This window comes from Halothiobacillus sp. (assembly GCF_028710545.1).
Taxonomy (GTDB): Bacteria; Pseudomonadota; Gammaproteobacteria; order Halothiobacillales; family Halothiobacillaceae; genus Halothiobacillus.
Map to the genome: position 1 here is coordinate 15,110 of NZ_JAQTTX010000021.1, position 23,761 is coordinate 38,870.

Below are 23,761 nucleotides of genomic sequence, written 5' to 3' on the forward strand. Positions count from 1 at the left end.
ACGGCAAAATCAGATGTGACTTATATCCATTTCATCAAGCCCAATTCATAGGGGTGAAGTTGAGCGCTGTGATTGGGGACAATCCGGAATCTGAATTTTTGCATACCGGCGAGCTGGATATTCAGGATGAAGCTGTATACCTGTGTCCCGTCTGAGGCGTTGGGTTCGGTGCCCGTTGCGGTAACGGTTGTGCTGAAACGTTCGACTGTTTTCCAATCGCCATTCGGCGTCTCCTCTCCGAACAGACATTCGACTGCGATGTCCTCTGAATTCAAACCATTGAGTGTGACGGCAACGTTCAGGGTGAGCGTGTCGCCGCTGTGTATTTGTGCAGGTACATCAGAAATCAATATTCCCGTCACGCCCGGCCATGCGGCACGAACGCGGCGCTTGAAGTCTTCCAGTGAGAGTGCCTCGGCGCCGTTATTTTGTCTTAAACGACGCCCGTAGACTGATGCAGGCAGATAATGCTGGGTCAGATATTCGCAAATCATCCGTTCGGAGTTGAATTGCGGCAGGATCGTGCGGATGGCCATCTTGGCGTATTTTATCCACTCATTTGGCAGGCCGTTCTGGTCTCGCTTATAAAACAGGGGTTTGACATCGCTCTCCAATAGCGTCAGCAAATCGCTGGCTTCTTCCGTGTCGCAATAGTCATGGTTGAAGCTGCGGTTGTACGGTTTGATAGACCAGCCATTGGCGATTTGCCCTTGCTTTTGGTAACCCTCGCCCCACCAGCCATCGGCCACAGACAGGTTCAATACGCCGTTCAAACCCGCTTTCTGCCCAGAGGTGCCCGAGGCTTCAAGCGGGTATTCCGGATTGTTCAGCCAAACATCGCAGCCGGTGACCAGCTTGCGCGCCAGGGCCATGTCATAGCCTTCAAGCAGCAAAATACGCCCCTGAAATTCTGGTTCGTTGGCCATTTGCCAGATTTCCCGGATCAATGCCTTGCCCGGTTCGTCGGCTGGATGCGCCTTGCCCGCGAAAACGAACACGATCGGGCGATCTTCGTCCGCCAACAGTTTCGCCAGCCGTTCCCGATCTCGGAAGAGTAGATTTGCTCGTTTGTACGTGGCGAATCGGCGCGCAAAACCGACGAGCAGAACATCCGACTCCGGGCGGTTCAGATAGCGCAAGGTGCGTTCTGTTCGAATGTCGCTCAGACCATCTTGCGAGAGTTGTCGGGTGAGGCGCTGACGGATTTCCCGGATCAGTTCGGCCTTGAGCGCACAACGCACCGACCAGAATCGGTCTTCGGGGATGTCGTCGATAAACTTCCAGTAGTTTTTTTCGCGTAAATTCCAGCGCCAATCCCGATGCAAACTGCTGAATAACTGTGAAAACTCCCGAGCCAGGAAGGTATCGACATGCACCCCGTTGGTCACATGGGTGATCGGGTTTTCGTTGGCCGGAACTTCAGGCCAGAAATCACGGCTCATCTCCGCCGCAACCCGACCGTGAATGGCGGAAACCCCATTGTGCTGACGCGAGCCACGCAGCGCCAGTGCGGTCATGTTGAAACCGGAGCCTTCGGGTTCTCGCCCCAGCGCGAGGAACGATTCCTGATCGAGTTTGATTTGTGGCCAGAATGCACTGAAATATTCCGCCATCAACACATCGGTGAATACATCGTGCCCTGCCGGTACGGGCGTATGCGTGGTGAACACCGTGGTTGAGGCAACCATTTCCAATGCAACGGTTTCGGTTTCACCCGATGACACATGCTCGCGCAGGCGCTCCAAAATCTGAAACGCGGCATGACCTTCATTAATATGCCATGCCGTCGGCGCCAATCCGAGCGCGCGCAGTGCACGTACGCCGCCGATGCCCAGCACGATTTCCTGCTCGATGCGGGTTCGTCGATCACCGCCGTACAGCCGGTAGGTGATTTGTCGGTCATCAGTCGAGTTGCCGGGCAAGTCCGTATCCAGCAGGAACAAGCGGATGCGCCCGATCATGGCAAGCCAGACCTTGGCTTCGATAACACGGCCAGGAAAGTCCAGGCGGATGGTGACGGCATTGCCTTTAGGGTCAGTGGCCGGTGCGATGGGTAACGTGGTGAAATCAATGTCCTGATAGGTGGCTATCTGGTTGCCCTGGGCATCGATGGTCTGCTTGAAGTAGCCCTGTCGGTACAACAAGCCGACCGCTACGAACGGGATGCCGGTATCTGATGCGGCCTTGCAGTGATCGCCCGCCAGAATCCCCAGCCCGCCGGAATATATGGGCAGTGATTCGTGAAAGCCATACTCGGCACAGAAGTACGCGATCAGGTCATTGGGTTGGAGGCGCTTTGCGATTGACTCAGGCATGGGCTGAGCCATGTAGTCATCGAAATGCCGACAGGCATCATCATAATCGGCCAGAAATACCGGGTCAGCGATCGCTGCATCAATTTTTGCCTGCGACACCCTTTTCAGGAACAGCCTCGGATTGTCATCGGTCTGTTGCCAGCACACCGGGTCAATCTGGCTGAACAGGTGCCGGATGGACCGCGTCCAGCTGTAATAAAGGTTATTGGCCAGATCATCCAGACGCTTGATACGTTCTGGCAGGCGCGGGGTGATTTCTAGGGCATAAATCTGGGCGGTCATTGGTTTACGTATCCCTTGCTCGGTAATGGTTGCGAGAACAGTGTCTTCGTATCAAGGTTGGCTGATGAGGTTATACCGTTTTCATTTGAAGCTGTCATGTCCATACGAACTATTTCTCGCCACTACGATTTCTGACCTTGATGGCGGAACGTGACTCAAGTTTTTTATCTCGTTGCCGATAAGCAGATGGCGGACGAATTGATGGCTTGTAAAGCGGGCAAATCAAGGGCTGAAAAAATTTTTGAAAAAGTCCTAAAGTTTTTTCAGAGGCCGCCGATACAGCAACTACAGATCGAGTTCATTGGCATGTTGCCAAGCAAAAACCCACGAGAGGATCGAGATCATGTCAAGTGTAATCAATACGAACATCATGTCCCTTCAAGTGCAGAATGCACTGAGCATGAACAGCCAATCTATGCAAACCGCCATGCAGCGCCTTTCTACCGGCCTGCGTATCAACAGCGCTAAGGATGATGCGGCCGGCCTGGCAATCACCGATCGCATGACTACACAGATCAACGGTTCAACCGTGGCAGCTCGCAATGCGCAAGATGGCATTTCCATGGCGCAAACGGCAGAAGGCGCAATGGGTGCTTTGACTTCTACCCTGCAACGGATGCGTGACTTGGCCGTGCAATCAGCCAACGCTACCAACAGCCCCTCTGACCGGCAAAACCTGCAAACTGAATTTGCTCAGTTGCAAAGCGAATTGAGTCGTATTGTCAACAATACCCAGTTCAATGGCAAAAACGTACTAGCCGGTGGCTTGAGTGGTTCTGCGAATGCCAAATATCAGGTTGGCGCCAACACATCTGCTGGCAACCAGATCACATTTTCAGTCACGAACATGCAAAATGGAGGTTACGCTTCTGGCGGGATAAGCGGTGTTCTGTCTACCGGTACTACCGTAATCTCTATCGGTAGTAAAGCGACCTTTACCGGCATTATGACGGCCATGAGCAATATCGATCAGGCGATCACCGCGATCGATACTTCTCGTGCAAAACTGGGCGCGATCCAGAACCGCTTCCAGGTAACGATTGATAACCTGAACACCTTTATCACCAACCAGTCTCAAGCACGTTCTTCGATTCTGGATACGAATTTCGCGCAAGAAACCTCCACATTGTCCAAGGCGCAAATTCTGCAGCAGGCCGGTAATGCGATGTTGACTCAAGCCAACCAGGCGCCACAGGCGGTATTGAGCTTGCTTCGCTAAGTTCGGCGATTGGCGGCTATAATGAGCTAGCCGCATAATCACGATGCTCCGGGGTGGTCGACGGATCGACCCCGGATTTATGAGGAACAGCATCATGAATGTGATTAATTCGACAGTCGGCACAGGCATCCCCTCGGTTTCCGGGCGGGATGTTTCGTCGTCTTTGGCAACTTCTAATTCCGGGGGCGTGTCCAATGGAGTCGGGCGAGCAAAGGAACAAACAGTAGCCGCTACACCTGTGTCTTCTCATGTCAGTGGCACGCCTCAAACTCAGGGTTCTACCGCTGCACCAACCAAAGAGCAGGTGAATCAGGCATTGGAGGATATGATCAAGCGCCAGCAGCCTGATCCTACCTCTGTCCAATTTTCGATTGATGACAAGTTAAATCAGGTCGTCATCAAAGTGGTTGATCCGACAACGAACAAGGTGATCAAGCAGATTCCTGCTGAAGCGGTCATGAAAATGCGTGAAGACATGCTGGCCATGGATTCCAGAACGCTGCCCGCAGGCGCCTTGTTGTCTGAGAAAACCTGATATTTGACGGGGCCTCAGGCCTCAGGAGTGGCGTTATGTCATCAACATCCTCTACCAGTATGGCCGGCTCACTGAGTCCCAGCGGTATTTCATTCTCGGGGCTCGGTTCGGGGCTGGATATCAATAGCATTGTTACTCAGCTGGTGAATGCCCAGGGGCAGCCGCAACAGCAGTTATTGAACAATCAACAGGATGCGCTGAATACCACGCTTTCGGCTCTTGGACAGTTGAAGAGCGGTTTGTCCGGCGTTCAGTCGGCTGTGGATGCGCTGAGCAACATCGACACATATCGGACACGAACCGTGACGATTGGCAACACGGCATTGCTGAACGCAACAGCCTCGCCCGGAACGGCGCAAGGCGTATACCAGGTTGAAGTTGATCAGTTGGCCACGGCACAAAAGCAGGTGTCCGCAGGTTATGCGTCGGCAACCAGTACCGTGGGTTCCGGTGCGCTGACGTTCACCACCGGGTCCGGTAGTTTTACGGTCAACGTCGCAGCGACCGATTCGCTCTCGACCATCCAGAGCAATATCAACGCGGCTTCGGGTAATACCGGGGTTCAGGCTTCGATCATCAACGTGGATAACGGATCGGGTGGAACGGTATCCAAATTGGTGTTCACCGCAACACAGACCGGGTCGGCCAATGCCATTACCGTAACGGCTGCTGATTCCGACGGTAACAATACGGATGCCATTGGGTTGTCGGCGTTGGCTTCGAACAACCTGACTCAGGTGGCTGCTGCACAGGATGCAATCATCAAGGTTGATGGTCAGCAGGTAACCAGTTCAAGCAACACTGTTTCGTCTGTGGTGACCGGCCTTACCATGAATCTGACCCAGGCCCAACCTGGGGTGACGACGACGATGACCGTGGGGACGGATAACTCACCGCTCACAACCGCGTTGCAGAACCTGGTTACGCAATACAACGCCTATCAAAAGACTTACAGCAGTCTGACATCCTACGATCCTTCGACGAATGTAGCCGGGCCGCTGCTGGGGGATGCGACCGCCTCAAGTACCAATAGCGCCCTGCGTTCCATATTCGGCAACAATATCAACACGGGTAGCACCACCGTTCAGAATTTGGCTGATATTGGGCTGCAAATCGACCAGAACGGTGTCATGTCGTTGGATACGACAAAACTCAACAGTGCCTTGCAGGCCGACCCGAGTGCCGTGCGGAGTCTCCTCACGGGTTCGGGAACAGGGTTTGTTTCCCAGGTCGATAAACAGCTCAACCCATTCCTGCAATTTGGAGGGACATTTGATAGCCGCACACAGAGCATCAACTCTCAGTTGAGCAGTATTGCGCAGCAGCAGTCCGATTTAACCCTGAACTTGCAGCAGTATCAGAAGACACTCTTGAATCAGTTTACGGCGATGGATTCCTATGTGGCGCAAATGAATCAGTCATTGAGTTTCTTGTCAAAATTGAATTAACGACTTAAGTTTTGCCAACTTCTGTCGATAAGGTGAAGGCGGGCAAGCGATGTCTTGTCACCAATATAGACTCAGGAGAATCAAAAGTTATGTACGCCAAGGCTTATGCACAAAATTATCATCAGATTGATCTGACGGCCGAGGTTGAGCAGGCATCCCCTCATCGTCTCGTGACGATGTTGTTCGAAGGGTTCTTGAAGCATGTGGCAAAGGCCAAGGTTGCCATGGAACTCGGTCAATATGATGTCAAAGCCCATAACGTGAATCTTGCAATGAACATTCTGGTCGGGCTCAAAGGTGGCTTGAGTCACGATGCCAGCCCGGAGTTGGCGAATCGGTTGTTCGAGTTGTACGACTATTGCGAACGCCGCCTGCTCGATGCAAGTGCACGGCGGGATCTGGCTGGATTTGACGAGGTGGACGGTTTGATTCGCCAAATCAAGGAAGCCTGGGAAGCAATCGGTCCAAGCGAGGAAGTTCGTCGAATCGAAGCTGCCGTCGCTTAATCGGTGCCGAACATGTCACCTGCGGTGCCTGAGGTATTACAAAGCCGTCTTGATGTCCTGCAGCGTTTGGGCGTTGTGGTTGATAAGGCTGCCGCGCGGTGGTTGCCGGATCAGACAGGGCGTTTCGATCAGGAGGCGTTGAACTCCATTGCCGAGGCGCGGCGGGTGATTGAGCTCACGGTCGATCTGGCTTTGGCGCATGGTTGCGCCGAAGCGCCCGCCGTTCTTGCAATGAGAAAGGCGTGGGAAGATCGTTTCGCAACCCTCGCATCTGCCATCAAGCAAAAACACACAAGCTTGACCGAGTCTGCACAAATACGCAGCAGACAGACGCAAGCCGCAAAAGCCTATATTGGCACGAAGGGCCTGGGTCAGGCCTGAATTGACCGCGCCAGGTAAGCGTTATCTCACGACGCTTCCATTCTCCCGTTCAAGACATATTCAGTTGGTGCAGCAACGTGCCCAGCTCGTTGAGTAGTTTGGCTTTTTCTGCGGGCGCGCAATAGTTCGCGAGCTCCATGCATTGCCTGATCCCCTCTGTCGAACGTAGCCGATTGAACAGTTCGGCGAGCATCAGGATGCGTTGATGGTCCCCTGGGAATAGGGTCAGGTAGTTGGCATAGGCTTCAACGGCGTGTGTGTCATCATTTCGCAGTGTGGCGAGTTTTGCCGACAGAAGCCAATGACCGGGGTTCAGGGCCGATGCCATATCCAGCGCCTGGTTGGCCTGTTCCGGATTGCCCAGGGTGAGACTGACGCTGGCAATGCGCAATAAACAGTGCTCGAGTAGTGTGGTGTCGTGTTCTGTGGATGCATGATTCAAGACGTCCTCATAAGCAGACATGGCATTGACCAGTTTATGACCAAGCTCGGCCTGAAGTCCTTTCAGATAGGCGCCATACGGTGCTGCCTGGGTTTGATCGGGGTGAACGGACAGTGCGTGTTCGAGTGCCTGTAACGCGACGAGGTTGTGCTGGGAAAAATACATTTCAGCCAATCGGAGGCTGGCTTTTGGGGCGCGTCTTGCTTGGTTACGCTCGCGGTCGGCGGCAATCATGTCTGTGATCTTGCGTTCGTAATGTGCCTCGGCGTGTGCAACGACTTGTTCCGCTAGATTGCGCGACGTTTTCAGCCAGAGCACACGCTCGGTCTCGTCTCCTTGCTCATAGCGCTCCAGGATCTCTTGGGAAGGCGTCGTGTCGTCGAGTTCCAGTTGCCGCGTATGCAGCCTGTATTCCAGATTCGGGAACAGGGTACGGAGGAATTGGGCGCCGCGCCGGATGGCATCATAAAAACGATGGGTGAGGTTCTCGGCTTGCTTTGCATCGAGCGCAAAAAAATCGTGTGGGATATCCGTGGCGATCAGTTCGTGTTGAGCTACGGCTCTGACCAGTTCTTCCGCCTCCGTCAGTCGGTGGCGCATGAATCGGTCGATGGCCCGTATGCGACGTTGATGCAATGCTTGTCTAGCCGGGTTCACCATTCTGAAAAAGGCATGGTTGGCCTCAATGGCAAGTTGCGCCAAGACCTCGATTTTCCCGAGGTCTTCGTTCATTTGTTTCAGCGCTTCGCTCACGTGATCCAAGTGTTTGCGTCGATCTTCCGACGAGTAGCTGAGTACTTCGTCGAGGGGTGTGCGATCAAACGGCTCGGTTGACCAGTCGATCTCATCGAGTGGCTTGAAAGTCACGCCTGGGATGACGGCGCCATGACGTGAGGGATTGATCAACCTGACCCCTTTCTGTGCCAGATGGCTGGCAAGTATTCTCATCATGTCGATCCCGGCGAAATAGTCGGGTGTCGTCCAGGCGGTGTCGCCCTGATTGGTGGTGACCTTGACCGCGGTATAGTCGAGCAAGGGGCCACTGGATGCTTCGCTGCTGCCTTTGGCGTGTGTTTGCCCCTCGGGGGAGTGGCATAAATCCAGACCCGCAAAGGCAACTTCCGTAAAGCCGAGATAGGCTGCAAGCATGACGCAGGTGTGCGTTACGGTCGGCCCGGTGGAAGTCAGATTATCAATGGGGTTGAGTGGAGCCTTGTCGTCGTCCCCGCTGGTTTTCCTATCCTGTTTCTCATTCCAGGGCAGCAAGTTGTCTGTATACAGAATTTTATGGGGCCAGCGATTGGTGATGCCTGGGTAGGCATGGTTGCCGGACACCAAAATGGTATTGGGTGGAAAGTCGAACATCTGACGGCTGACCGTCAGGCTGATGGGGTGAGGATCGACGGTGGCAATGAGGTCGGGGTGGATGCCTGTTGCCAGCAACCGGGCACTGATCCGCGACACGGCAATCAGAAACAGACGATCTCGATTGGCTTTGATCCAGTCGATTTCAAGATCAAGTGACGGCCCACCAGCCAGAATCAGTGCCTTTTTGCCCTGAAAAATCCCTTTGAGTGGCACCAAATGGGCAAAGAAGTTCGGAATATTCCCAAGTTGCGCCTTGATGAAGGGCAGCTTGCCCAGGTTTGCCGTGGTGATGTACCGACGGCTACTCAACTCGGCGTCCAGTTCGCCAGCCAACTCCAGATAGACCGGTGTGGTGTGATCAAGCGCCGCGAGCGACCGTTCAAACACAACGCCCCCGACTCGGAAATAATCATCGAGCAGCAGCAACCGCGCTGTTTCCGGCCATTGGTCGGGGGTGATCAGATGAACGTAATCGTCAAGTTGCTTGGCGATCTCGGGTTGTGCCGACAGGATGTGCGCAATAGGCGCAGGCTCGATGAACACCCAGCGTGACCCTCGGGGAAGGGGTTGGTGAGACTGGACGTAGTGAATGAGTTGCCCCGAATCGCTGCCGACGATGACGAACAGGCAGTCCTCTTTGTGCAGGCGATGCGAAAAATGACGTTTGAGAACGCTTTGCGCGAAACTTTCGCTGGGGGGCGAGGGCGAGACGTCGTTTGTACCGAAGTGTAGTCCGTTCAGTGCGGGGATGATCCAGTCACCATGAGCAGTTTGCACCAAATCGAAAGTGAGTTCATCGTTCAGCAATTCATTGGGTGATAGATTGGTGGCGTTGCTCATAAACAAACCGGGTCATGAATAGGGAGAGTGCGCTTGGGGACAAAATCAGGAACAGGGTATCATGGCACGGATATTTTTTAGGCAATGGCGTCCGGGTTGTTTTGTGCGAGTCGAAACAAGGCTGCAATAAATCACCACTTGGATTTTTCGGAAATGACAATGGAAAAAAATACGCTGGATCATCCGGGCTCCCGGTCGCCTGATGGGGTGCGTGCACTGGTCACCGGAGCAGATGGATTTATCGGCTCTCACCTTGTCGAGATGCTGGTCTCACGCGGCTACTCGGTGCGGGCGCTGGCTCAGTACAACAGCTTTAACCATTGGGGCTGGCTGGAAGATGTGGCTTGCAAGGACGCCATCGAGGTCGTTGCCGGCGATATTCGCGACGCCCACTTCTGCCGACACATGATGAAGGATGTCGATGTTGTGTTTCATCTGGCGGCACTGATCGCCATTCCGTATTCGTATATCGCCCCGGATAGTTACGTGGATACCAACGTGCGTGGCACATTGAATGTATGCCAGGCGGCTCTGGATGCGGGCGTGAAGCGAGTCATTCACACCTCGACCAGCGAGGTATACGGCACGGCGTGCTACGTGCCGATCGACGAGAAGCATCCGCTCCAGCCACAGTCGCCGTATAGCGCATCCAAAATTGGTGCCGATGCGATTGCCCAGAGTTTCCAGAACAGTTTCAGCCTGCCGCTCACGGTCGCCCGGCCATTCAATACCTACGGCCCACGTCAGTCCGCCCGAGCGGTGATCCCGACCATCATCAGCCAAATCGCTTCCGGCAGGCCGCGAATCGAACTGGGCGATTTGTCACCGACACGCGATTTCAATTATGTCGAAGACACCTGTCGCGGGTTCATTGCCCTGGCCGAGAGCGAGGCGACGGTTGGCGAGGTGGTTAATATCGGCTCGAACTTCGAGATTTCGATCGGGGACACCTTGCATCTGATCCGAGAATTGATGGGCAGCGACATCGAAGTAGTACATGACGATCAGCGCGTTCGACCCACCAATTCCGAAGTATTCCGTCTGTGGTGCGACAACAGCAAGATTCACTCGTTGACCGGCTTCAAACCCGAGGTTGATATCCGGCAAGGGCTCGCGCGCACGATCGATTGGTTCACGAATCCGGACAACCTGCGCCGCTACAAGACCGATATCTACAATGTTTGACGAATTCATTCAGTTTGTCCGAGCGCTGTACGACGAGCCATCGGCCCCGATCCCGCTGCACGCGCCGGTCATGGGAAATCCCGAGAAAGAAGCTGTCGCCGCGGCGATCGATTCAACCTTCGTTTCCAGCGTGGGTGCGTTTGTCACCGAGTTCGAGCGGGCGATTGCCGAGTTTACGGGCGCCAAATACGCAGTGGCGACGGTCAATGGCACGGCGGCCTTGCACATCGCACTCTTGGTTGCGGGCGTGCGGCCGGGCGATCTGGTCATCACCCAGTCGTTGAGCTTTATCGCCACCTGCAACGCCATTCATTATTGCGGTGCCGACCCGCTGTTTATCGATGTGGACGAACACACGCTCGGCCTCTCGCCCGTGGCACTTCAAAGCTGGCTTGAACGCCATGCGGAACGGCGGGCAGAGGGCTCTTTCGAACGGGCGACAGGGCGGCGAATTCGCGCTTGCGTGCCGATGCATACCCTCGGGCATCCGGCGGATATCAATGCCATAAAACCCATCTGTGACGAATGGTCGTTGATGCTGGTCGAGGACGCGGCGGAGTCGCTCGGTAGCACCGTCGGCAACGCACATACCGGCACCTTCGGGCGAATGGGGGTGTTCAGCTTCAATGGCAATAAAGTCATCACCACGGGCGGCGGCGGCATGATCGTGACCGATGACGAGGTACTTGCCGCTCGCGCAAAGCACCTGACGACCACCGCGAAAAAGCCGCACCCCTGGGCGTTCGAGCATGATGAAGTGGGCTACAACTACCGCCTGCCGAATCTGAATGCGGCATTCGGCGTCGCGCAAATGTCCCGCTTGCCCGGTCTGCTCGCCAGCAAGCGCGAAGTGGCGTCCCGATACGCGCAGTGGTGCGCGGCCAACGGTTGGGTATTCGTGCCCGAACCTCAGGGCGCGCGAAGCAACTACTGGCTCAATGCGCTGCGACTGTCTGATCGGCAAACGCGTGATGCCTTCCTTGCCGCCACGAACGAATCGGGGGTGATGACCCGGCCGCTGTGGACGCCGATGCACCGTTTGCCGATGTATGCCTCGGGAGTGCGTGAGCCGTTGCCGGTCACGGACGCCTTGGCGGATACGCTGGTGAATATCCCCAGTTCAGCCCTCACTGACGGTCGTTCGTGATGCGAAGAATCGCAGTCATCACCGGTACGCGAGCCGATTACGGTTTGCTGTACTGGTTGATTCACGACCTGCATCAGGTAGAAAGCATCGACTTGCAATTGATTGTGAGCGGCATGCACCTGATGACGGAATTCGGCCACACCGTCGATGTGATTGAACGGGATGGTTTTCCCATCGCCGCTCGCGTCGATTTGCAGTTGTCGTCCGACAGTCCGCAGGCGGTCGCCCATGCGATGGGCGTCGGGTTGATCGGGTTCTCCGATGCGCTGTCGCGTTTGGCGCCCGATCTGGTCGTGATTCTGGGCGATCGGTTTGAAATGCTGGCGGCGGCCAGTGCGGCGTTCACCTTGCGCATTCCGATTGCCCATATTCACGGCGGGGAGGTGACGGAAGGCGCTCTGGATGAAGGATTCCGCCACGCCATCACCAAGCTGTCCGCCGTGCATTTCACGGCGGCGGAAGCCTATCGGCAGCGCGTGATCCAGATGGGCGAACAGCCGGATCGAGTATTCAATGTCGGCGCACCCGGCCTGGATCATGTCCGCCGAACACCGTTGCTGGATCGGGTAGATTTGGAAGCGGCGCTCGACTTTCGCCTGGGCGTGCTCAATTTCCTCGTTACTTTTCATCCGGCCACGCTCGATATCGAGGACGCTGTCAGCCAATGTCGGCAGTTGTTGGCGGCTCTGGATGCCTTCCCCGATGCTCACATCGTGTTCACGCTGCCCAATGCCGACCCCGGCGGGCGGGCGATCATCCCTGCGCTCGAGGCTTATGTTGCGCGGCATCTCGACCGTTGCCGCCTTTATGCCTCGCTGGGACAGTTGCGCTATCTTTCGCTGATGCGTCAGGTTCAGGTCGTGATCGGCAACTCGTCCAGTGGCATTATCGAGGCCCCAACCTTTGGGGCGGCCACCGTGAATATCGGTGATCGCCAGAAAGGTCGTCTGCGCGCCAGAAGCGTCATCGATTGCGTTGCCGAACGGTTTTCGATTGAGCAGGCGATTGCCCGAGCCGTGGAACCAGAGTTCCAATCATTGTTGCCGACGATGGAAAACCCCTATGGCGCGGGCGATGCATCGGGGCGGATGCTGGCGGTATTGCGTTCGGTTAATCTTTCAGAACTGGGGCGCAAACCGTTTTTCGATCTGCCCGATCGGGCAAGCCGGATGTCCTAAATGGACAGTCATGAGTAGGGAAGAACAGAACATGCGTCCCAATCACCCGCCAAAAGAGGCGTTTTCATGAGTCAACCGTTGATCATCGCCGAAGCGGGCGTGAACCATAATGGCCAGGCTGATCTGGCGTTCGGCTTGGTTGAAGCGGCCGCCAAGGCCGGTGCTGATGTGGTCAAGTTCCAGACCTTCAAGGCTGAATTGCTCGTCACCGCCGATGCTCCCAAAGCCGAATACCAGCAACGCGCGACGGGCGCACGTGAGTCGCAGTACGCGATGCTCAAGCGGCTTGAACTCTCTGCCGATCTTCATCACGAACTCAAGCGTGAGGCCGAACGGTTGGGTTTGGAGTTTCTCTCGACCGCCTTCGATTCGCAAAGCCTGCGATTCTTGGTTGAGGAGGTGGGCTTGAAGCGTCTGAAACTGCCTTCCGGCGAGCTGACCAATGCGCCCTTCGTGCTCGAACATGCACGCACGGGTGCCGAATTGATCGTTTCCACGGGTATGGCGAATCTGGCGGAGATCGAACAGGCGCTGGGGGTGATTGCGTTCGGCCGAATTGCGGGCGCGGATGAACAGCCGTCCGTGGATGCATTCAAGGCGGCCTATGCCTCGGCGGAAGGTCAGGCGGCATTGAAGTCGGGCGTGACACTTTTGCATTGCACCAGCGATTATCCCGCCGCGCCGCAAGCCATTAATCTACGCGCCATGGACACGCTCTCGGCGGCGTTTGGGTTGCCGGTCGGTTATTCCGACCACACGCTGGGCATCGCCATGAGTATTGCCGCTGTGGCTCGCGGCGCCCGTGTCGTTGAAAAGCATTTCACGCTGGATCGCCATCTGGAGGGGCCGGATCATGCGGCATCGCTGGAACCGGATGAATTAACCCAAATGATTCGCGGCATTCGGGATGTTTCCAAGGCATTGGGCGACGGCATCAAGCGTCCGCAGGCGGCGGAGCTTTCCACGGCCCGTGTGGCGCGCAAAAGTCTGGTCGCGCGGGTGCCGATTCGTGCTGGGGAGCCGTTTACAACAGATAATTTGACTGTGATGCGCCCCGGTACCGGATTATCGCCCATCGGGTATTGGGAACTGCTCGGTAAAACGGCGAGGCGGGACTACCCGGCGGGGAGCTTGATCGTTGACTAAACCCTTCATTATTCTGGGCACGGGTGGACACGCCGCCGTGATCCGCGATCTGATCGAGTGCCTGGGACACGAGGTTGCGGGCGTACTGACGCCTGAATTTTCGGCGGGCAGCCATTGGCAGGGTCTGCCCGTGTTGGGTGCTGATGATTTTCTGGATCAACCGTCTGCTGCGGATTATGTCTACGCGCTGGGCGTCGGCTTGATGCCGAATCAGGCTTGTTTGCGTTCGACGCTTTATGTCGAGTTGATGACGAAGGGTTTGGAAGTGCCCACCCTTGTCCATCCTTCGGCCGTGGTGGCACGCAGCGTGCATTTGGGGCAGGGCGTGCAGATACTGGCCGGGGTAGTGGTGCAGGCCCAGGCAGTGATCGGGGATAACGTGCTGATCAACACACGGGCTTCTCTCGATCATCATTGTCATCTTGGTGCTCATAGTCATGTCGCGCCCGGGGCAGTGCTCTGCGGCGGGGTGAGTGCGGGTGAGCGCGTGTTTGTCGGCGCGGGTGCCATTGTCATCCAGGGCGTGGAAATTGGTTCACGCGCCGAGGTAGGGGCCGGGGCAACATTGCTCCGATCATTGCCAGCAGATACCCGTTTCATTCCGGGACACCCGCATCAAGGAATCAAGGAGAAGTAGATTGAGCGAGCAATGGCATAAAATTCGGTTGCGTGTGTCGGATTCGCTGCATCGGGCGATCGAGGTCATCGATCAGGGTGTCAAACAGATCGCATTGGTGCTGGATGATGACGGGCGCCTCATCGGTACGGTAACCGACGGTGATATCCGGCGGGGTATCCTGCGGCATATGTCGTTGGAGGCGCCCGTTTCGGAGGTCATGAACGCCAAGCCGCGGAGTCTGGCGGCAGGTTATAGTCGAGCCGAGGCGCTGCAACTTCTGGGCAGTGCTCAGGTGTTGCAGGTGCCGATCGTGGATCGTGACGGCAAGTTGGTCGGGCTTGAAACCATGACCGATCTGATGAAGCGGCCGCGGCTGGAAAACCCGGTGTTTCTGATGGCGGGCGGCTTTGGTACTCGGCTGCGGCCCTTGACGGATTCCTGCCCCAAGCCGATGCTGAAGGTGGGCGGAAAGCCGATGCTGGAGCACATCCTGCAGGATTTGATCGACTACGGCTTCTATCGTTTTTACATCTCGGTGCATTACCTGCGCGAGCAGGTGATCGAGCATTTCAAGGACGGCAGCCGCTTCGGGGTGTCGATTCAATACATCCACGAAGACACGCCGCTGGGCACGGCGGGGTGTTTGGGGCTCTTGCCGCGCGATGCCGTGCAGCGCCCGATCATCGTCGTTAATGGCGACATCATGACCCGCGTAAATTACGAGGCGCTGTTGCAGGATCATGATCGCCACACGCCCGCCGCGACGGTTTGTACCCGTCAATATGATTTTCAGGTGCCCTACGGCGTGATCGAGCATGAAGATCAGCGCATCACCAACATCACTGAAAAACCCACGCAGCACTTCTTTGTGAGCGCGGGTATTTATGTGCTGGCGCCACAGGTGGTGCATTCGATGGCCGCCGATACGCGGGTCGATATGCCGGATCTGCTGAAATCAGAGATCACCGCCGGACGTTCCGTGCGGATGTTCCCGGTGCATGAATACTGGCTGGATATCGGTCGGATGAATGACTTCGAACTGGCGCAGAACGACGCTGCATCGGTGTTGCAGCGTGTCTGACATCGGATCGATGTTAGCGCTCATTCCCGCGCGGGGCGGGAGCAAGGGCTTGCCCGGCAAGAATATTCGCCCGTTGAAGGGCAGACCGTTGATCGGTTGGAGCATCGAGGCCGCGCGCGCCAGCCGTTATGTTTCGCGGATTGTGGTTTCCTCGGACGATGAAGAAATTCTGGCCGTCGCCCGCGATCAAGGGGCGGAAACGCCCTTTCGACGCCCCGCGTCATTGGCGGGCGATGCCACGCCGGGCATGGATGTCGTGCTGCACGCGCTCGATCAGCTTGCTGGGTTTGAGTGGGTTGTCCTGCTTCAACCCACATCCCCTTTACGGCTGGCCGCGGATATCGATGCTGCGATCGAGCAATGCCTGAAAACGAATGCGCCAGCCTGTGTAAGCGTTTGCGAAGCGCCCGCCAGCCCGTGGTGGATGTTTGAGGTCGGCGCAGAGTGCCGTATGCGTTCGTTTCTTCCTGCCGAACAACGACCGGTAAGGCGACAGGATTTGCCTGATTTGTACGCCCTGAATGGCGCGGTTTATGTGGCGAAAACTGAATGGCTAAGAATGTCGCTCAGTTTTCTGACCGAAGAAACCGTGGCCTATGTCATGCCGCCCGCGCGCTCGGTAGACATCGATACCCTGTTCGATTTTCAACTGGCTGAGTGTCTGCTGGAAAACTACTAAGGAAGCGCTGATTTATTCAGTGCGTCCCGCTTGGGGCAGGATGCCCCAACACGAACAAAGACGTAAGTCTTTGATTCGTGAGAGCCATCGCGGGCGTGTACCGCGATGAGCGAGCTGATTTATTCCATGGATGGAATAAATCAGCATTTACCTAAGGGGGGCTCTGCCCCCGCTCGCTACCTGCCCCATCGCTTCGTTGCAGCAACAGGGTCGGAACGACGCCTTTTATTTCAAGTTCTTGCCGACCCAGTCGAGCACCTGGTCGGCGGCGACGCTCTTGTTCTCACTTTCCCAGCGCAGTCGGGTCTCATATTCACCCGCGGCAAGGCCGCGCTCGCTCACCACGATGCGTAAGGGGATGCCGATGAGTTCCATGTCGGCAAACGCAACACCGGGGCGCAGGCCGCGATCGTCGAGCAGCACGCTGAAACCTAAGCTTGTGAGTTCGGCTTCCAGCCGCTCGGCTTCGGCTTGAACTGCGGGCGCGCGGTGGCCGTTGATGGGAACGATGGCGATTTCGAATGGGGCGAGGGGGACGGGCCAGACAATCCCGTTTTCATCGTGATTCTGTTCGATGGCGGCAGCTACGATGCGGGAGACACCAATGCCGTAGCAGCCCATGATGGCGGTGGCGGGTTTGCCCGCTTCGTCCAGGAATTCGCAGTGCATTTTCTCGCTGTAGGTGGTGCCCAACTGGAATACATGACCGACTTCGATGCCTCGGGCGATGGCAAGAACGCTCTGACCATCGGGTGCCGGATCGCCTTCGACGGCGTTACGAAGATCGGCGGTTTCTGGCTCGGGCAGGTCGCGTCCCCAGTTCACGCCGGTCAGATGCCAGCCATCTTCGTTGGCGCCGCAGACAAAATCCGCGCAGTCAGCTGCCGCAAAGTCGGCGATGACGGGCATGTTCAAATCGATCGGGCCGATGGAGCCGACGTTCGCCCCCGTGTGTGTAAACGCTTCCGCTGGCGGGATGAACTCAAACGGATCGGCGATCAGCGGATGTTTGGCTGCCTTGATGTCGTTCAATTCGTGGTCGCCGCGCAGCACAACGGCTACGACAGACGTTTCCCGCCCGCGCACAAGCAAGGTTTTGAGAATCCGGTTGCTGGGTACGCTCAAGAAGGCGGCCACTTCGTCGATGGTTTTGGCGCCGGGTGTGGCGACACGCGTCAAGCTGGCCGTGGCCGGGGCGCGGCCCGATTTTGCGGGGAAGGTGGGCGCCATTTCGATGTTGGCGGCGTAATCGCCATTGACCGCATAGGCAATGGCATCTTCGCCCGAATCGGCCAGAACGTGAAACTCGTGGGAGCCTTTGCCGCCAATCGAGCCGGTATCGGCTTCCACCGCGCGGAATTTCAAACCCAGGCGGGTGAAAATGCGCGAATAGGCGTCATACATGGCCTGGTAGGTGACACGCAGTGATGCCACATCGGCATGAAACGAGTAGGCATCCTTCATAATGAATTCGCGGGCACGCATGACACCGAAGCGCGGGCGAATCTCATCGCGGAATTTGGTTTGAATCTGGTAGTAGCAGATCGGCAACTGGCGGTAGCTTTTGAGCTCCCGACGGGCGTAATCGGTGATGACTTCTTCGTGCGTGGGGCCGACGCAGAACTCGCGATCATGGCGATCTTTGACGCGCAGCAATTCCGGGCCGTATTTCTGCCAGCGGCCGGATTCCTGCCACAGCTCGGCAGGTTGAATGGCGGGCATCAGCAGTTCCAGCGCGCCAATCCGCTCCATTTCCTCGCGAACGACCGCTTCCACTTTGCGCAAGACACGCAGCCCAAGCGGGCTCCAGGTGTATAAACCCGAGGACAGTCGTCGGATCATGCCGGCACGCAGCATCAATTGATGGCTGACGATCTCGGCTTCGGTCGGGGTTTCTTTCAGGGTGTTTAGCGGGAATTGCGAACTGCGCATGTGGGCTTGGTCTCAAAAGGTTCTGGGGCGTGCCGCTTGCGCCTATCGGGTGCGAGAGACTACGGCGTTATGTCGGTTGTAAACGCAGTATTTTGACATGATTTGGCGAATATTGCCGAGCGTGTTCGCGTGCGGATCACGCCCGTCAGGTGGCTAATAGGCCCAAGCCGGTGCGCACCTGGTATTACTGGACACAGGCCTTATTGGCTACATCCTGCGCTTGTTTCAGGCGGCTGGCGATTTCTTCTGAAGTCAATGGGCGGTACTTGCCATCGGCGTCCTGAGTCATCAGTTGATTTTGCCCGTCCTGCAGCATCTTGATCTGGGCTTTGGCCGTTTCGCAGGCTTTGGCCGCTTCCTTTTTATTTATTGCCAAAACGGGTTGGTCTGGTGCCAAGGGTTTCTTGGTTTCGTCTTGTGATTTTTCTGCAGGCGCGGCCATGCTTTCTTCATTACTGCCCGGAGTGGCGTAATCCGGGTTGACGACCTGGGCTTCGCCTTGTTTCGGTGGGAGTTGGCTGAAATGCGTTTCGCCGTTTTTGTCGACCCATTTATATATCTGGGTAGAGCCATCAGCCAGACTGGCGGCGGAAAACATGACTGTCGCCGCGGCTGTTAATGCAATCAATGCTATTTTCCTTGAGCCTCGCATAATATCGCGTCCCTTTGATGTTGTGAGAGGGGTAGCATAACGTTTTGAACCAATTGTTCAACTGCTCCGAGGATTGATGGAACTGTCGGATGAATCATCGAAAAGACGGGTTTGTGCTTTTTCGTCTGCTGCCTTGGGTGTGTCGATGAACAATATGCAGAAAAATGCTTAGTTTCGCGCAGTAATGTCGCAAATGATAAATGGGCTTGATACACTATCTGGATTCACAACACGAAGGTGAGTTTTCTTCATGGCAGATCGACGTCTTAAGGTGTTCAACACCGTCGCCCGCTTGTTGAGTTTTACCAAGGCGGCAGAAGCCTTGCACATGACTCAGCCGGCCGTCACGTTCCAGGTTCGTCAGTTGGAGGAGCATTTTGATACCCGCCTGTTTGATCGAACACATAACCGCGTCACGCTGACGGATGTCGGCCATGTGGTGTACGAAATATCCGAACGCATGTTCGAGCTGTACGACGAGATGGATCGCCGTGTCAAAGAGATGACGGGTGAGGTTGGCGGCTCACTTAATATCGGTGCGAGCATGACGATTGCAGAGAACATGCTGCCGGCCCTGTTGGGCAAATTCCGCCTCAAACATCGAGACCTCGCCGTGCGCTTGAAAGTGGGTAACACCGAATCGGTTGTTTCCATGGTTGAGCACAATGTGGTCGATCTTGCGATTGTGGAAGGTACGGTGGGGAACAAGAATCTGCTGGTGGAAACCTGCCGCCGTGATGAACTGGTCGTCATTCTTCCGCCTGACCATAAATTGGCCGATCTGGAGTCGGTATCTCTCGAACAGCTCATGTCGTATGACTTCATCTGCCGTGAAGAAGGCTCTGGTACGCGGGAAATGGTACTCAATTATCTGGTTGAGCATGGTTATTCAGATGGTTGGGATGTCTGTATGGAGCTTGGTAGCCCGGAAGCAATCAAGGGCGCAGTTCAGGCGGGTATGGGTTTGTCGATCATGTCTTCATCCGGCATTACCAAAGAACTCAAGCTGGGGCTGCTCAAGGCCGTGCCGCTGAATCCGCGTCTGTACCGTGATTTTTCTTTTGTCCGGCAGCGGCACAAGTTCCGTCTGCCGGCAATGGAGGATTTGCTGGAATTCTCGCGGGATTACTGCAGTAACAGCTCGCCGATGCAGGATCTGGAAAGCATTCAGACGAATACCGCAAGTTGACCTGATTGTTCTTGGACGCTGAGTGGCTGGTCGAACGGTAATCCCTCTTCCGCGTTGATCAACAGTAAAAAACCACCTTGATACGGTGGTTTTTTTGTATCTGGGGTTAAAACAGCAGGCAATAAAAAAACCCCGGAGCTATCCGGGGTTTTTGCACTAGCCGGTGGAGACCACCAGCTGAGTCGGATCAGAAGCCGCCGTGTGCGCCCGCTTCCATCATCTTGTACATTGAATCACGTACGTGCTGCGCGTTGGATTTGAACGGCTCAGGCATGTTCTTGCCGCCGTGGACGAACATGTCCATATTCAGGCCATACAGCCAGTAACGGCCTTCTTTGTCTTCGACTACAGCGATACGGCAAGGCAGGTAGGCTGAAAAATAAGGGCTGAAATCAACAGCCTGACGTGCAATTGAAGGGCTGCAGTATTGATAAATCATCAGGTAACGTTGCTTTTTGCCTGTTTCCAGTTCCAACTGCTTGGACAGTGGCATTTCACCTACGTTTTTCAGGCCGGTGCCCACTGATGCCGATTCGATACTGTTTTTGATATCTTCAGGGCTCAAACCTTTATCGACTTCCATGCGCCATACGGTGGCCGCGCCCAAGTCGCCGCCGCTGCTGACAAAGCGGTCATACATGCCGCTGTAGATATCCATCGCTTGCGGATCGAGCTTGTCTTTGATCGACAAAAAGCCACAGCCCGAAAGAGAAATGATCGCCACACCCAGTACAGATGCTTTCAAGAGATTACGCATTGACTCACCCCGTTTGTTTGTTTCTATCTATGTAGCCTGTTCATTGTTACTGCATTAGTAAACGCTGACAAACTGATTTAGTTCATCAAGAATAAACACGGTTAATATAGTGAACTGCTAATAAACCCAGTTCAGCACTGGGATTCTACACTTTTATGAAATCTGAAGGGGTTGGTTTTTAGATCCCCCTGTTCGAGGATAAATCCACTAGAATCGAACCCATCGATACATTCACGCGAAGGCCATATGCAAACCCAGTTGATCGTTAATCTGTTCGGTCCGATGGGTGCGGCCCATCTGGCCGATCTTCTGGCCTTGATTCAACAGCAGCAGTGTCGCGCCCTTGATAGCCACATGTTGTCGTTTGAACAGCGTATGGCGTTGGCTCTGCGCATTTCTGGTAACTGGGATCGGGTCACACGAGTTGAGTCGGCCCTGCGTGAGTTCGCGCAGCGACTCGGTGTCGATATTCAGGTTCAACATGAACAAACCGTTGCCGAGCGCGAGCCGGTTCTGCCTTACGTGGTTGATGCGATCGGTCTGGCATCTTGTGATATTGCCGCCGTTATCACTCGATTCTTTGCTCAGCAGGGCGTGAGTGTCCGGGAATTGTCCACGCGGGCCTATCGTCCGGCCCGCAGTAGCGAGCGGTTGATTCAGATGCGTGTGCAGATCGATATCCCTGCACGGTGTCATCTGGGGCAATTCAAGTCGGATTTTTTTGATCTCTGCGATAACCTGAACCTGGACGCGGCCATCGAGCCGGAACGTGGGTTTTAGCGCGCTTTAATTTGGATAGCAGGAGGAACAAATGGCGGAATTGATTAGGGGATCGGCGGCGCCTTCATTTACAGGCACCACGACCGAAGGCGATCAAATCAGTGAAACAACCTATTCGGGCAAGTGGTTGGTGCTTTATTTTTATCCTCGCGACAATACACCGGGTTGTACGACCGAAGCGCAGGATTTTCAGCGGTTGCTGCCGGCATTCGATGAAGTCAATGCCGTTGTCGTCGGCGTGTCGAATGATGATCAGGCGAGTCATGCTCGATTCTGTGCAAAGCAGGGGCTGACATTCCCGTTGATTGCCGATACGGAGCAAACGGTCTCACGGGTGTTTGACGTGATTCGTGAAAAGAAAATGTATGGCAAGACCTTTGAAGGTATTGAACGCAGTACTTTTTTGATCTCCCCGGATGGACATATTCATGCCGTATGGCGCAAAGTGAAGGTGCCCGGCCATGCCGAGGCGGTACTGGCAACCATCCGGGAAGCCCGGTGAGTTGGTAATCCATGGATTCTATTTTCGTAAGCAGCCTGGGAGGCCGAGTATTCGATGATTAATCACACGCGCCAGAGAAAGTGCCTGTTTGTACTGGATACCAATGTGCTGATGCACGATCCGACGTCGATTTTCCGCTTCATGGAACATGACATCTATCTGCCGATGATGGTGATCGAAGAGCTGGATAATGGCAAAAAGGGCACCAGCGAAACCGCGCGCAATGTGCGTCAGGTCAGTCGTTTTCTGGACGATTTGTTGCAGGATGCGGATCTGGCAAATATCAATCAGGGGTTGCCGATTCAAAGCCCCTTGCTGTCGAAAAACAACGAGCGGTCCTCGGAAGCCGGGCGCCTGTTCCTGCAAACCGATAATGAGTCGATTGAGCTGCCCGCAAACATGCCCGGTGGCCGCCCGGACAATCAAATTCTGGGCGTCACGTTGGCCTTGCGCCATCGGATCACCGATCGGGATGTCATCCTGGTGTCCAAAGACATCAACCTGCGGATCAAGGCGACCGCCTTGGGCCTCAAGGCCGAGGATTACCATAACGATCAGGTACTGGATGACGTATCGCTGCTGCATAGCGGGATCGTGCAGTTAACCGATGATTTCTGGGATAACCACGGCAAGGCGCTGGAATCCTGGCAGGAAGAAGGGCGGGCATTCTATCGGGTGCATGGCCCGCAGACGTCCGAGTGGTATGTGAATCTGTGCGTGTTCATCGAGGGTGCAACGCCTTTTTCCGGCATTGTGCGCGAGATTGACGCAGATGGATCGGCCGTGGTCGAGAGTGCGATTAATTTTCAGCACGAACGGCAATCGGTCTGGGGCATCACGGCACGCAATCGCGAGCAGAGTTTTGCCCTGAATCATCTGATGGACCCCGAAGTGGATTTCGTCACCTTGCTGGGTCAGGCGGGTACCGGTAAAACCTTGTTGACTCTGGCAGCCGCGCTGGCGCTCACATTGGAAAAGAACCGGTACAGTGAGATCATCATGACGCGGGTCACGATTCCGGTGGGTGAAGACATCGGTTTTCTCCCGGGCACCGAAGAGGAAAAAATGACGCCGTGGATGGGTGCATTGATGGATAACCTCGAGGTGCTCTCCAAAACCGATTCCGGTAGTGATGGCGGTGGTTGGGAGCGGGCAGCGACGAATGACCTGCTGCGTTCACGAATCAAGATCCGCTCACTCAATTTCATGCGCGGGCGCACCTTTCAGAACAAGTTCGTCATTATCGACGAAGCGCAGAACCTCACCGCCAAGCAGATGCGTACCTTGATCACGCGGGCGGGCCCGGGCACGAAAATGGTCTGTCTGGGCAACGTGGCGCAAATCGATACGCCGTATCTGACCGAAACCTCGTCCGGCTTGACCTTTGTGGTTGATCGCTTCAAAGGCTGGCCGCACGGCGCCCACATCACGCTGGCGCGCGGCGAGCGGTCACGTTTGGCCGAACATGCGGCGGAAGTGCTGTAAGTCAGATTTCTGACACAGTTTGCACAAGAAAAAGCCCCGTCGAGGATTCGGCGGGGCTTTTTGCTGGGCAAGTTTGAACTGGGGGCGGTTGAA

At 55.6% G+C, this 23,761-nt stretch carries 21 protein-coding genes; 16 read left to right on the forward strand and 5 right to left on the reverse strand.

What is annotated here, in order from left to right:
- Nucleotides 1-20 precede the first annotated feature (20 nt).
- Entirely contained in the window at nt 21-2,597 is a 2,577-nt protein-coding gene (gene glgP / locus PHD44_RS05910; protein WP_300189161.1) for an alpha-glucan family phosphorylase, read from the reverse strand.
- A gap of 343 nt (nt 2,598-2,940) precedes the next feature.
- Between glgP and PHD44_RS05915 the strand changes: the two genes are divergently transcribed.
- The 5 genes from PHD44_RS05915 to PHD44_RS05935 all read left to right on the forward strand — a co-directional run bounded on the left by PHD44_RS05915 (nt 2,941) and on the right by PHD44_RS05935 (nt 6,686).
- Nucleotides 2,941-3,816, forward strand: coding sequence for a flagellin (locus PHD44_RS05915; RefSeq protein WP_300189163.1), 876 nt, complete (start codon nt 2,941-2,943; stop codon nt 3,814-3,816).
- 94 nt (nt 3,817-3,910) lie between these two features.
- Nucleotides 3,911-4,351, forward strand: a complete 441-nt coding sequence (locus tag PHD44_RS05920; protein WP_300189165.1) for a flagellar protein FlaG — start codon at nt 3,911-3,913, stop codon at nt 4,349-4,351.
- 35 nt (nt 4,352-4,386) lie between these two features.
- Nucleotides 4,387-5,799 (forward strand): flagellar filament capping protein FliD, encoded by a 1,413-nt coding sequence (gene fliD / locus PHD44_RS05925; protein WP_300189168.1) that lies wholly within the window; start codon nt 4,387-4,389, stop codon nt 5,797-5,799.
- Between the two features lie 89 nt (nt 5,800-5,888).
- Nucleotides 5,889-6,305 (forward strand): flagellar export chaperone FliS, encoded by a 417-nt coding sequence (fliS, locus tag PHD44_RS05930; protein WP_300189171.1) that lies wholly within the window; start codon nt 5,889-5,891, stop codon nt 6,303-6,305.
- A gap of 12 nt (nt 6,306-6,317) precedes the next feature.
- On the forward strand, nt 6,318-6,686 hold the full coding sequence (locus PHD44_RS05935; protein WP_300189174.1) for a hypothetical protein: 369 nt from the start codon (nt 6,318-6,320) through the stop codon (nt 6,684-6,686).
- Between the two features lie 49 nt (nt 6,687-6,735).
- Here PHD44_RS05935 and PHD44_RS05940 read toward each other — a convergent pair whose 3' ends face one another.
- On the reverse strand, nt 6,736-9,336 hold the full coding sequence (locus PHD44_RS05940) for a 6-hydroxymethylpterin diphosphokinase MptE-like protein (protein WP_300189177.1): 2,601 nt from the start codon (nt 9,334-9,336) through the stop codon (nt 6,736-6,738).
- Between the two features lie 153 nt (nt 9,337-9,489).
- Here PHD44_RS05940 and PHD44_RS05945 point away from each other — a divergent pair, with 153 nt between their 5' ends.
- The 7 genes from PHD44_RS05945 (at nt 9,490) to PHD44_RS05975 (ending at nt 16,371) form a co-directional block, all read left to right on the forward strand.
- Nucleotides 9,490-10,521, forward strand: coding sequence for an NAD-dependent 4,6-dehydratase LegB (locus PHD44_RS05945; protein WP_300189180.1), 1,032 nt, complete (start codon nt 9,490-9,492; stop codon nt 10,519-10,521).
- The gene (locus PHD44_RS05950) at nt 10,514-11,668 is read left to right on the forward strand and encodes a LegC family aminotransferase (RefSeq protein ID WP_300189184.1); all 1,155 of its coding nucleotides are present in this window, start codon (nt 10,514-10,516) and stop codon (nt 11,666-11,668) included. The genes PHD44_RS05945 and PHD44_RS05950 overlap by 8 nt, the downstream gene beginning before the upstream one ends.
- Nucleotides 11,668-12,846 (forward strand): UDP-N-acetylglucosamine 2-epimerase, encoded by a 1,179-nt coding sequence (neuC, locus tag PHD44_RS05955; RefSeq protein ID WP_300189186.1) that lies wholly within the window; start codon nt 11,668-11,670, stop codon nt 12,844-12,846. The genes PHD44_RS05950 and neuC overlap by 1 nt, the downstream gene beginning before the upstream one ends.
- A 66-nt stretch (nt 12,847-12,912) precedes the next feature.
- Nucleotides 12,913-13,992, forward strand: coding sequence for an N-acetylneuraminate synthase (gene neuB / locus PHD44_RS05960; protein ID WP_300189188.1), 1,080 nt, complete (start codon nt 12,913-12,915; stop codon nt 13,990-13,992).
- Complete coding sequence (locus PHD44_RS05965; protein ID WP_300189190.1) at nt 13,985-14,629, forward strand: acetyltransferase; 645 nt, start codon at nt 13,985-13,987, stop codon at nt 14,627-14,629. Before neuB ends, PHD44_RS05965 begins: the two co-directional genes overlap by 8 nt.
- Nucleotide 14,630: 1 nt before the next feature.
- Nucleotides 14,631-15,692, forward strand: a complete 1,062-nt coding sequence (locus PHD44_RS05970) for a nucleotidyltransferase family protein (protein ID WP_300189193.1) — start codon at nt 14,631-14,633, stop codon at nt 15,690-15,692.
- The gene (locus tag PHD44_RS05975; protein WP_300189195.1) at nt 15,685-16,371 is read left to right on the forward strand and encodes an acylneuraminate cytidylyltransferase family protein; all 687 of its coding nucleotides are present in this window, start codon (nt 15,685-15,687) and stop codon (nt 16,369-16,371) included. Before PHD44_RS05970 ends, PHD44_RS05975 begins: the two co-directional genes overlap by 8 nt.
- Nucleotides 16,372-16,596: 225 nt before the next feature.
- On the opposite strand, the gene PHD44_RS05980 is transcribed toward PHD44_RS05975, so the two are convergent.
- Nucleotides 16,597-18,303: a proline--tRNA ligase gene (locus PHD44_RS05980; protein ID WP_300189197.1), complete on the reverse strand. Its 1,707-nt coding sequence runs from the start codon at nt 18,301-18,303 to the stop codon at nt 16,597-16,599.
- Between the two features lie 184 nt (nt 18,304-18,487).
- Nucleotides 18,488-18,931, reverse strand: coding sequence for a DUF4124 domain-containing protein (locus tag PHD44_RS05985; RefSeq protein ID WP_300189200.1), 444 nt, complete (start codon nt 18,929-18,931; stop codon nt 18,488-18,490).
- Between the two features lie 274 nt (nt 18,932-19,205).
- On the opposite strand from PHD44_RS05985, the gene PHD44_RS05990 reads away from it, so the two are divergent.
- Entirely contained in the window at nt 19,206-20,144 is a 939-nt protein-coding gene (locus PHD44_RS05990; RefSeq protein ID WP_300189203.1) for a LysR family transcriptional regulator, read from the forward strand.
- A gap of 187 nt (nt 20,145-20,331) precedes the next feature.
- Here PHD44_RS05990 and PHD44_RS05995 read toward each other — a convergent pair whose 3' ends face one another.
- A complete protein-coding gene (locus PHD44_RS05995; protein ID WP_300189205.1) occupies nt 20,332-20,901 on the reverse strand; it encodes a DUF302 domain-containing protein in 570 nt (189 codons plus the stop codon).
- A 246-nt stretch (nt 20,902-21,147) separates the two neighbouring features.
- On the opposite strand from PHD44_RS05995, the gene PHD44_RS06000 reads away from it, so the two are divergent.
- From PHD44_RS06000 to PHD44_RS06010, 3 genes are read left to right on the forward strand one after another with little or no spacing between them, the layout of a single operon-like run.
- The gene (locus PHD44_RS06000) at nt 21,148-21,681 is read left to right on the forward strand and encodes an ACT domain-containing protein (protein ID WP_300189208.1); all 534 of its coding nucleotides are present in this window, start codon (nt 21,148-21,150) and stop codon (nt 21,679-21,681) included.
- 31 nt (nt 21,682-21,712) lie between these two features.
- On the forward strand, nt 21,713-22,183 hold the full coding sequence (locus PHD44_RS06005) for a peroxiredoxin (protein ID WP_300189211.1): 471 nt from the start codon (nt 21,713-21,715) through the stop codon (nt 22,181-22,183).
- Between the two features lie 57 nt (nt 22,184-22,240).
- The gene (locus tag PHD44_RS06010) at nt 22,241-23,668 is read left to right on the forward strand and encodes a PhoH family protein (RefSeq protein ID WP_300189226.1); all 1,428 of its coding nucleotides are present in this window, start codon (nt 22,241-22,243) and stop codon (nt 23,666-23,668) included.
- Nucleotides 23,669-23,761: the final 93 nt, after the last annotated feature.

Bases quoted from the DNA above. Each gene is read 5' to 3' on its own strand.
- neuC (WP_300189186.1), top strand. From the start codon at position 11,668: ATGCGAAGAATCGCAGTCATCACCGGTACGCGAGCCGATTACGGTTTG.
- PHD44_RS05950 (WP_300189184.1), top strand. From the start codon at position 10,514: ATGTTTGACGAATTCATTCAGTTTGTCCGAGCGCTGTACGACGAGCCA.
- PHD44_RS05990 (WP_300189203.1), top strand. From the start codon at position 19,206: ATGGCAGATCGACGTCTTAAGGTGTTCAACACCGTCGCCCGCTTGTTG.
- PHD44_RS05915 (WP_300189163.1), top strand. From the start codon at position 2,941: ATGTCAAGTGTAATCAATACGAACATCATGTCCCTTCAAGTGCAGAAT.
- neuB (WP_300189188.1), top strand. From the start codon at position 12,913: ATGAGTCAACCGTTGATCATCGCCGAAGCGGGCGTGAACCATAATGGC.
- PHD44_RS05945 (WP_300189180.1), top strand. From the start codon at position 9,490: ATGACAATGGAAAAAAATACGCTGGATCATCCGGGCTCCCGGTCGCCT.
- PHD44_RS05920 (WP_300189165.1), top strand. From the start codon at position 3,911: ATGAATGTGATTAATTCGACAGTCGGCACAGGCATCCCCTCGGTTTCC.
- PHD44_RS05980 (WP_300189197.1), bottom strand. From the start codon at position 18,303: ATGCGCAGTTCGCAATTCCCGCTAAACACCCTGAAAGAAACCCCGACC.
- PHD44_RS06000 (WP_300189208.1), top strand. From the start codon at position 21,148: ATGCAAACCCAGTTGATCGTTAATCTGTTCGGTCCGATGGGTGCGGCC.
- fliS (WP_300189171.1), top strand. From the start codon at position 5,889: ATGTACGCCAAGGCTTATGCACAAAATTATCATCAGATTGATCTGACG.
- PHD44_RS05935 (WP_300189174.1), top strand. From the start codon at position 6,318: ATGTCACCTGCGGTGCCTGAGGTATTACAAAGCCGTCTTGATGTCCTG.
- fliD (WP_300189168.1), top strand. From the start codon at position 4,387: ATGTCATCAACATCCTCTACCAGTATGGCCGGCTCACTGAGTCCCAGC.
- PHD44_RS05940 (WP_300189177.1), bottom strand. From the start codon at position 9,336: ATGAGCAACGCCACCAATCTATCACCCAATGAATTGCTGAACGATGAA.
- PHD44_RS06005 (WP_300189211.1), top strand. From the start codon at position 21,713: ATGGCGGAATTGATTAGGGGATCGGCGGCGCCTTCATTTACAGGCACC.
- glgP (WP_300189161.1), bottom strand. From the start codon at position 2,597: ATGACCGCCCAGATTTATGCCCTAGAAATCACCCCGCGCCTGCCAGAA.
- PHD44_RS05995 (WP_300189205.1), bottom strand. From the start codon at position 20,901: ATGCGTAATCTCTTGAAAGCATCTGTACTGGGTGTGGCGATCATTTCT.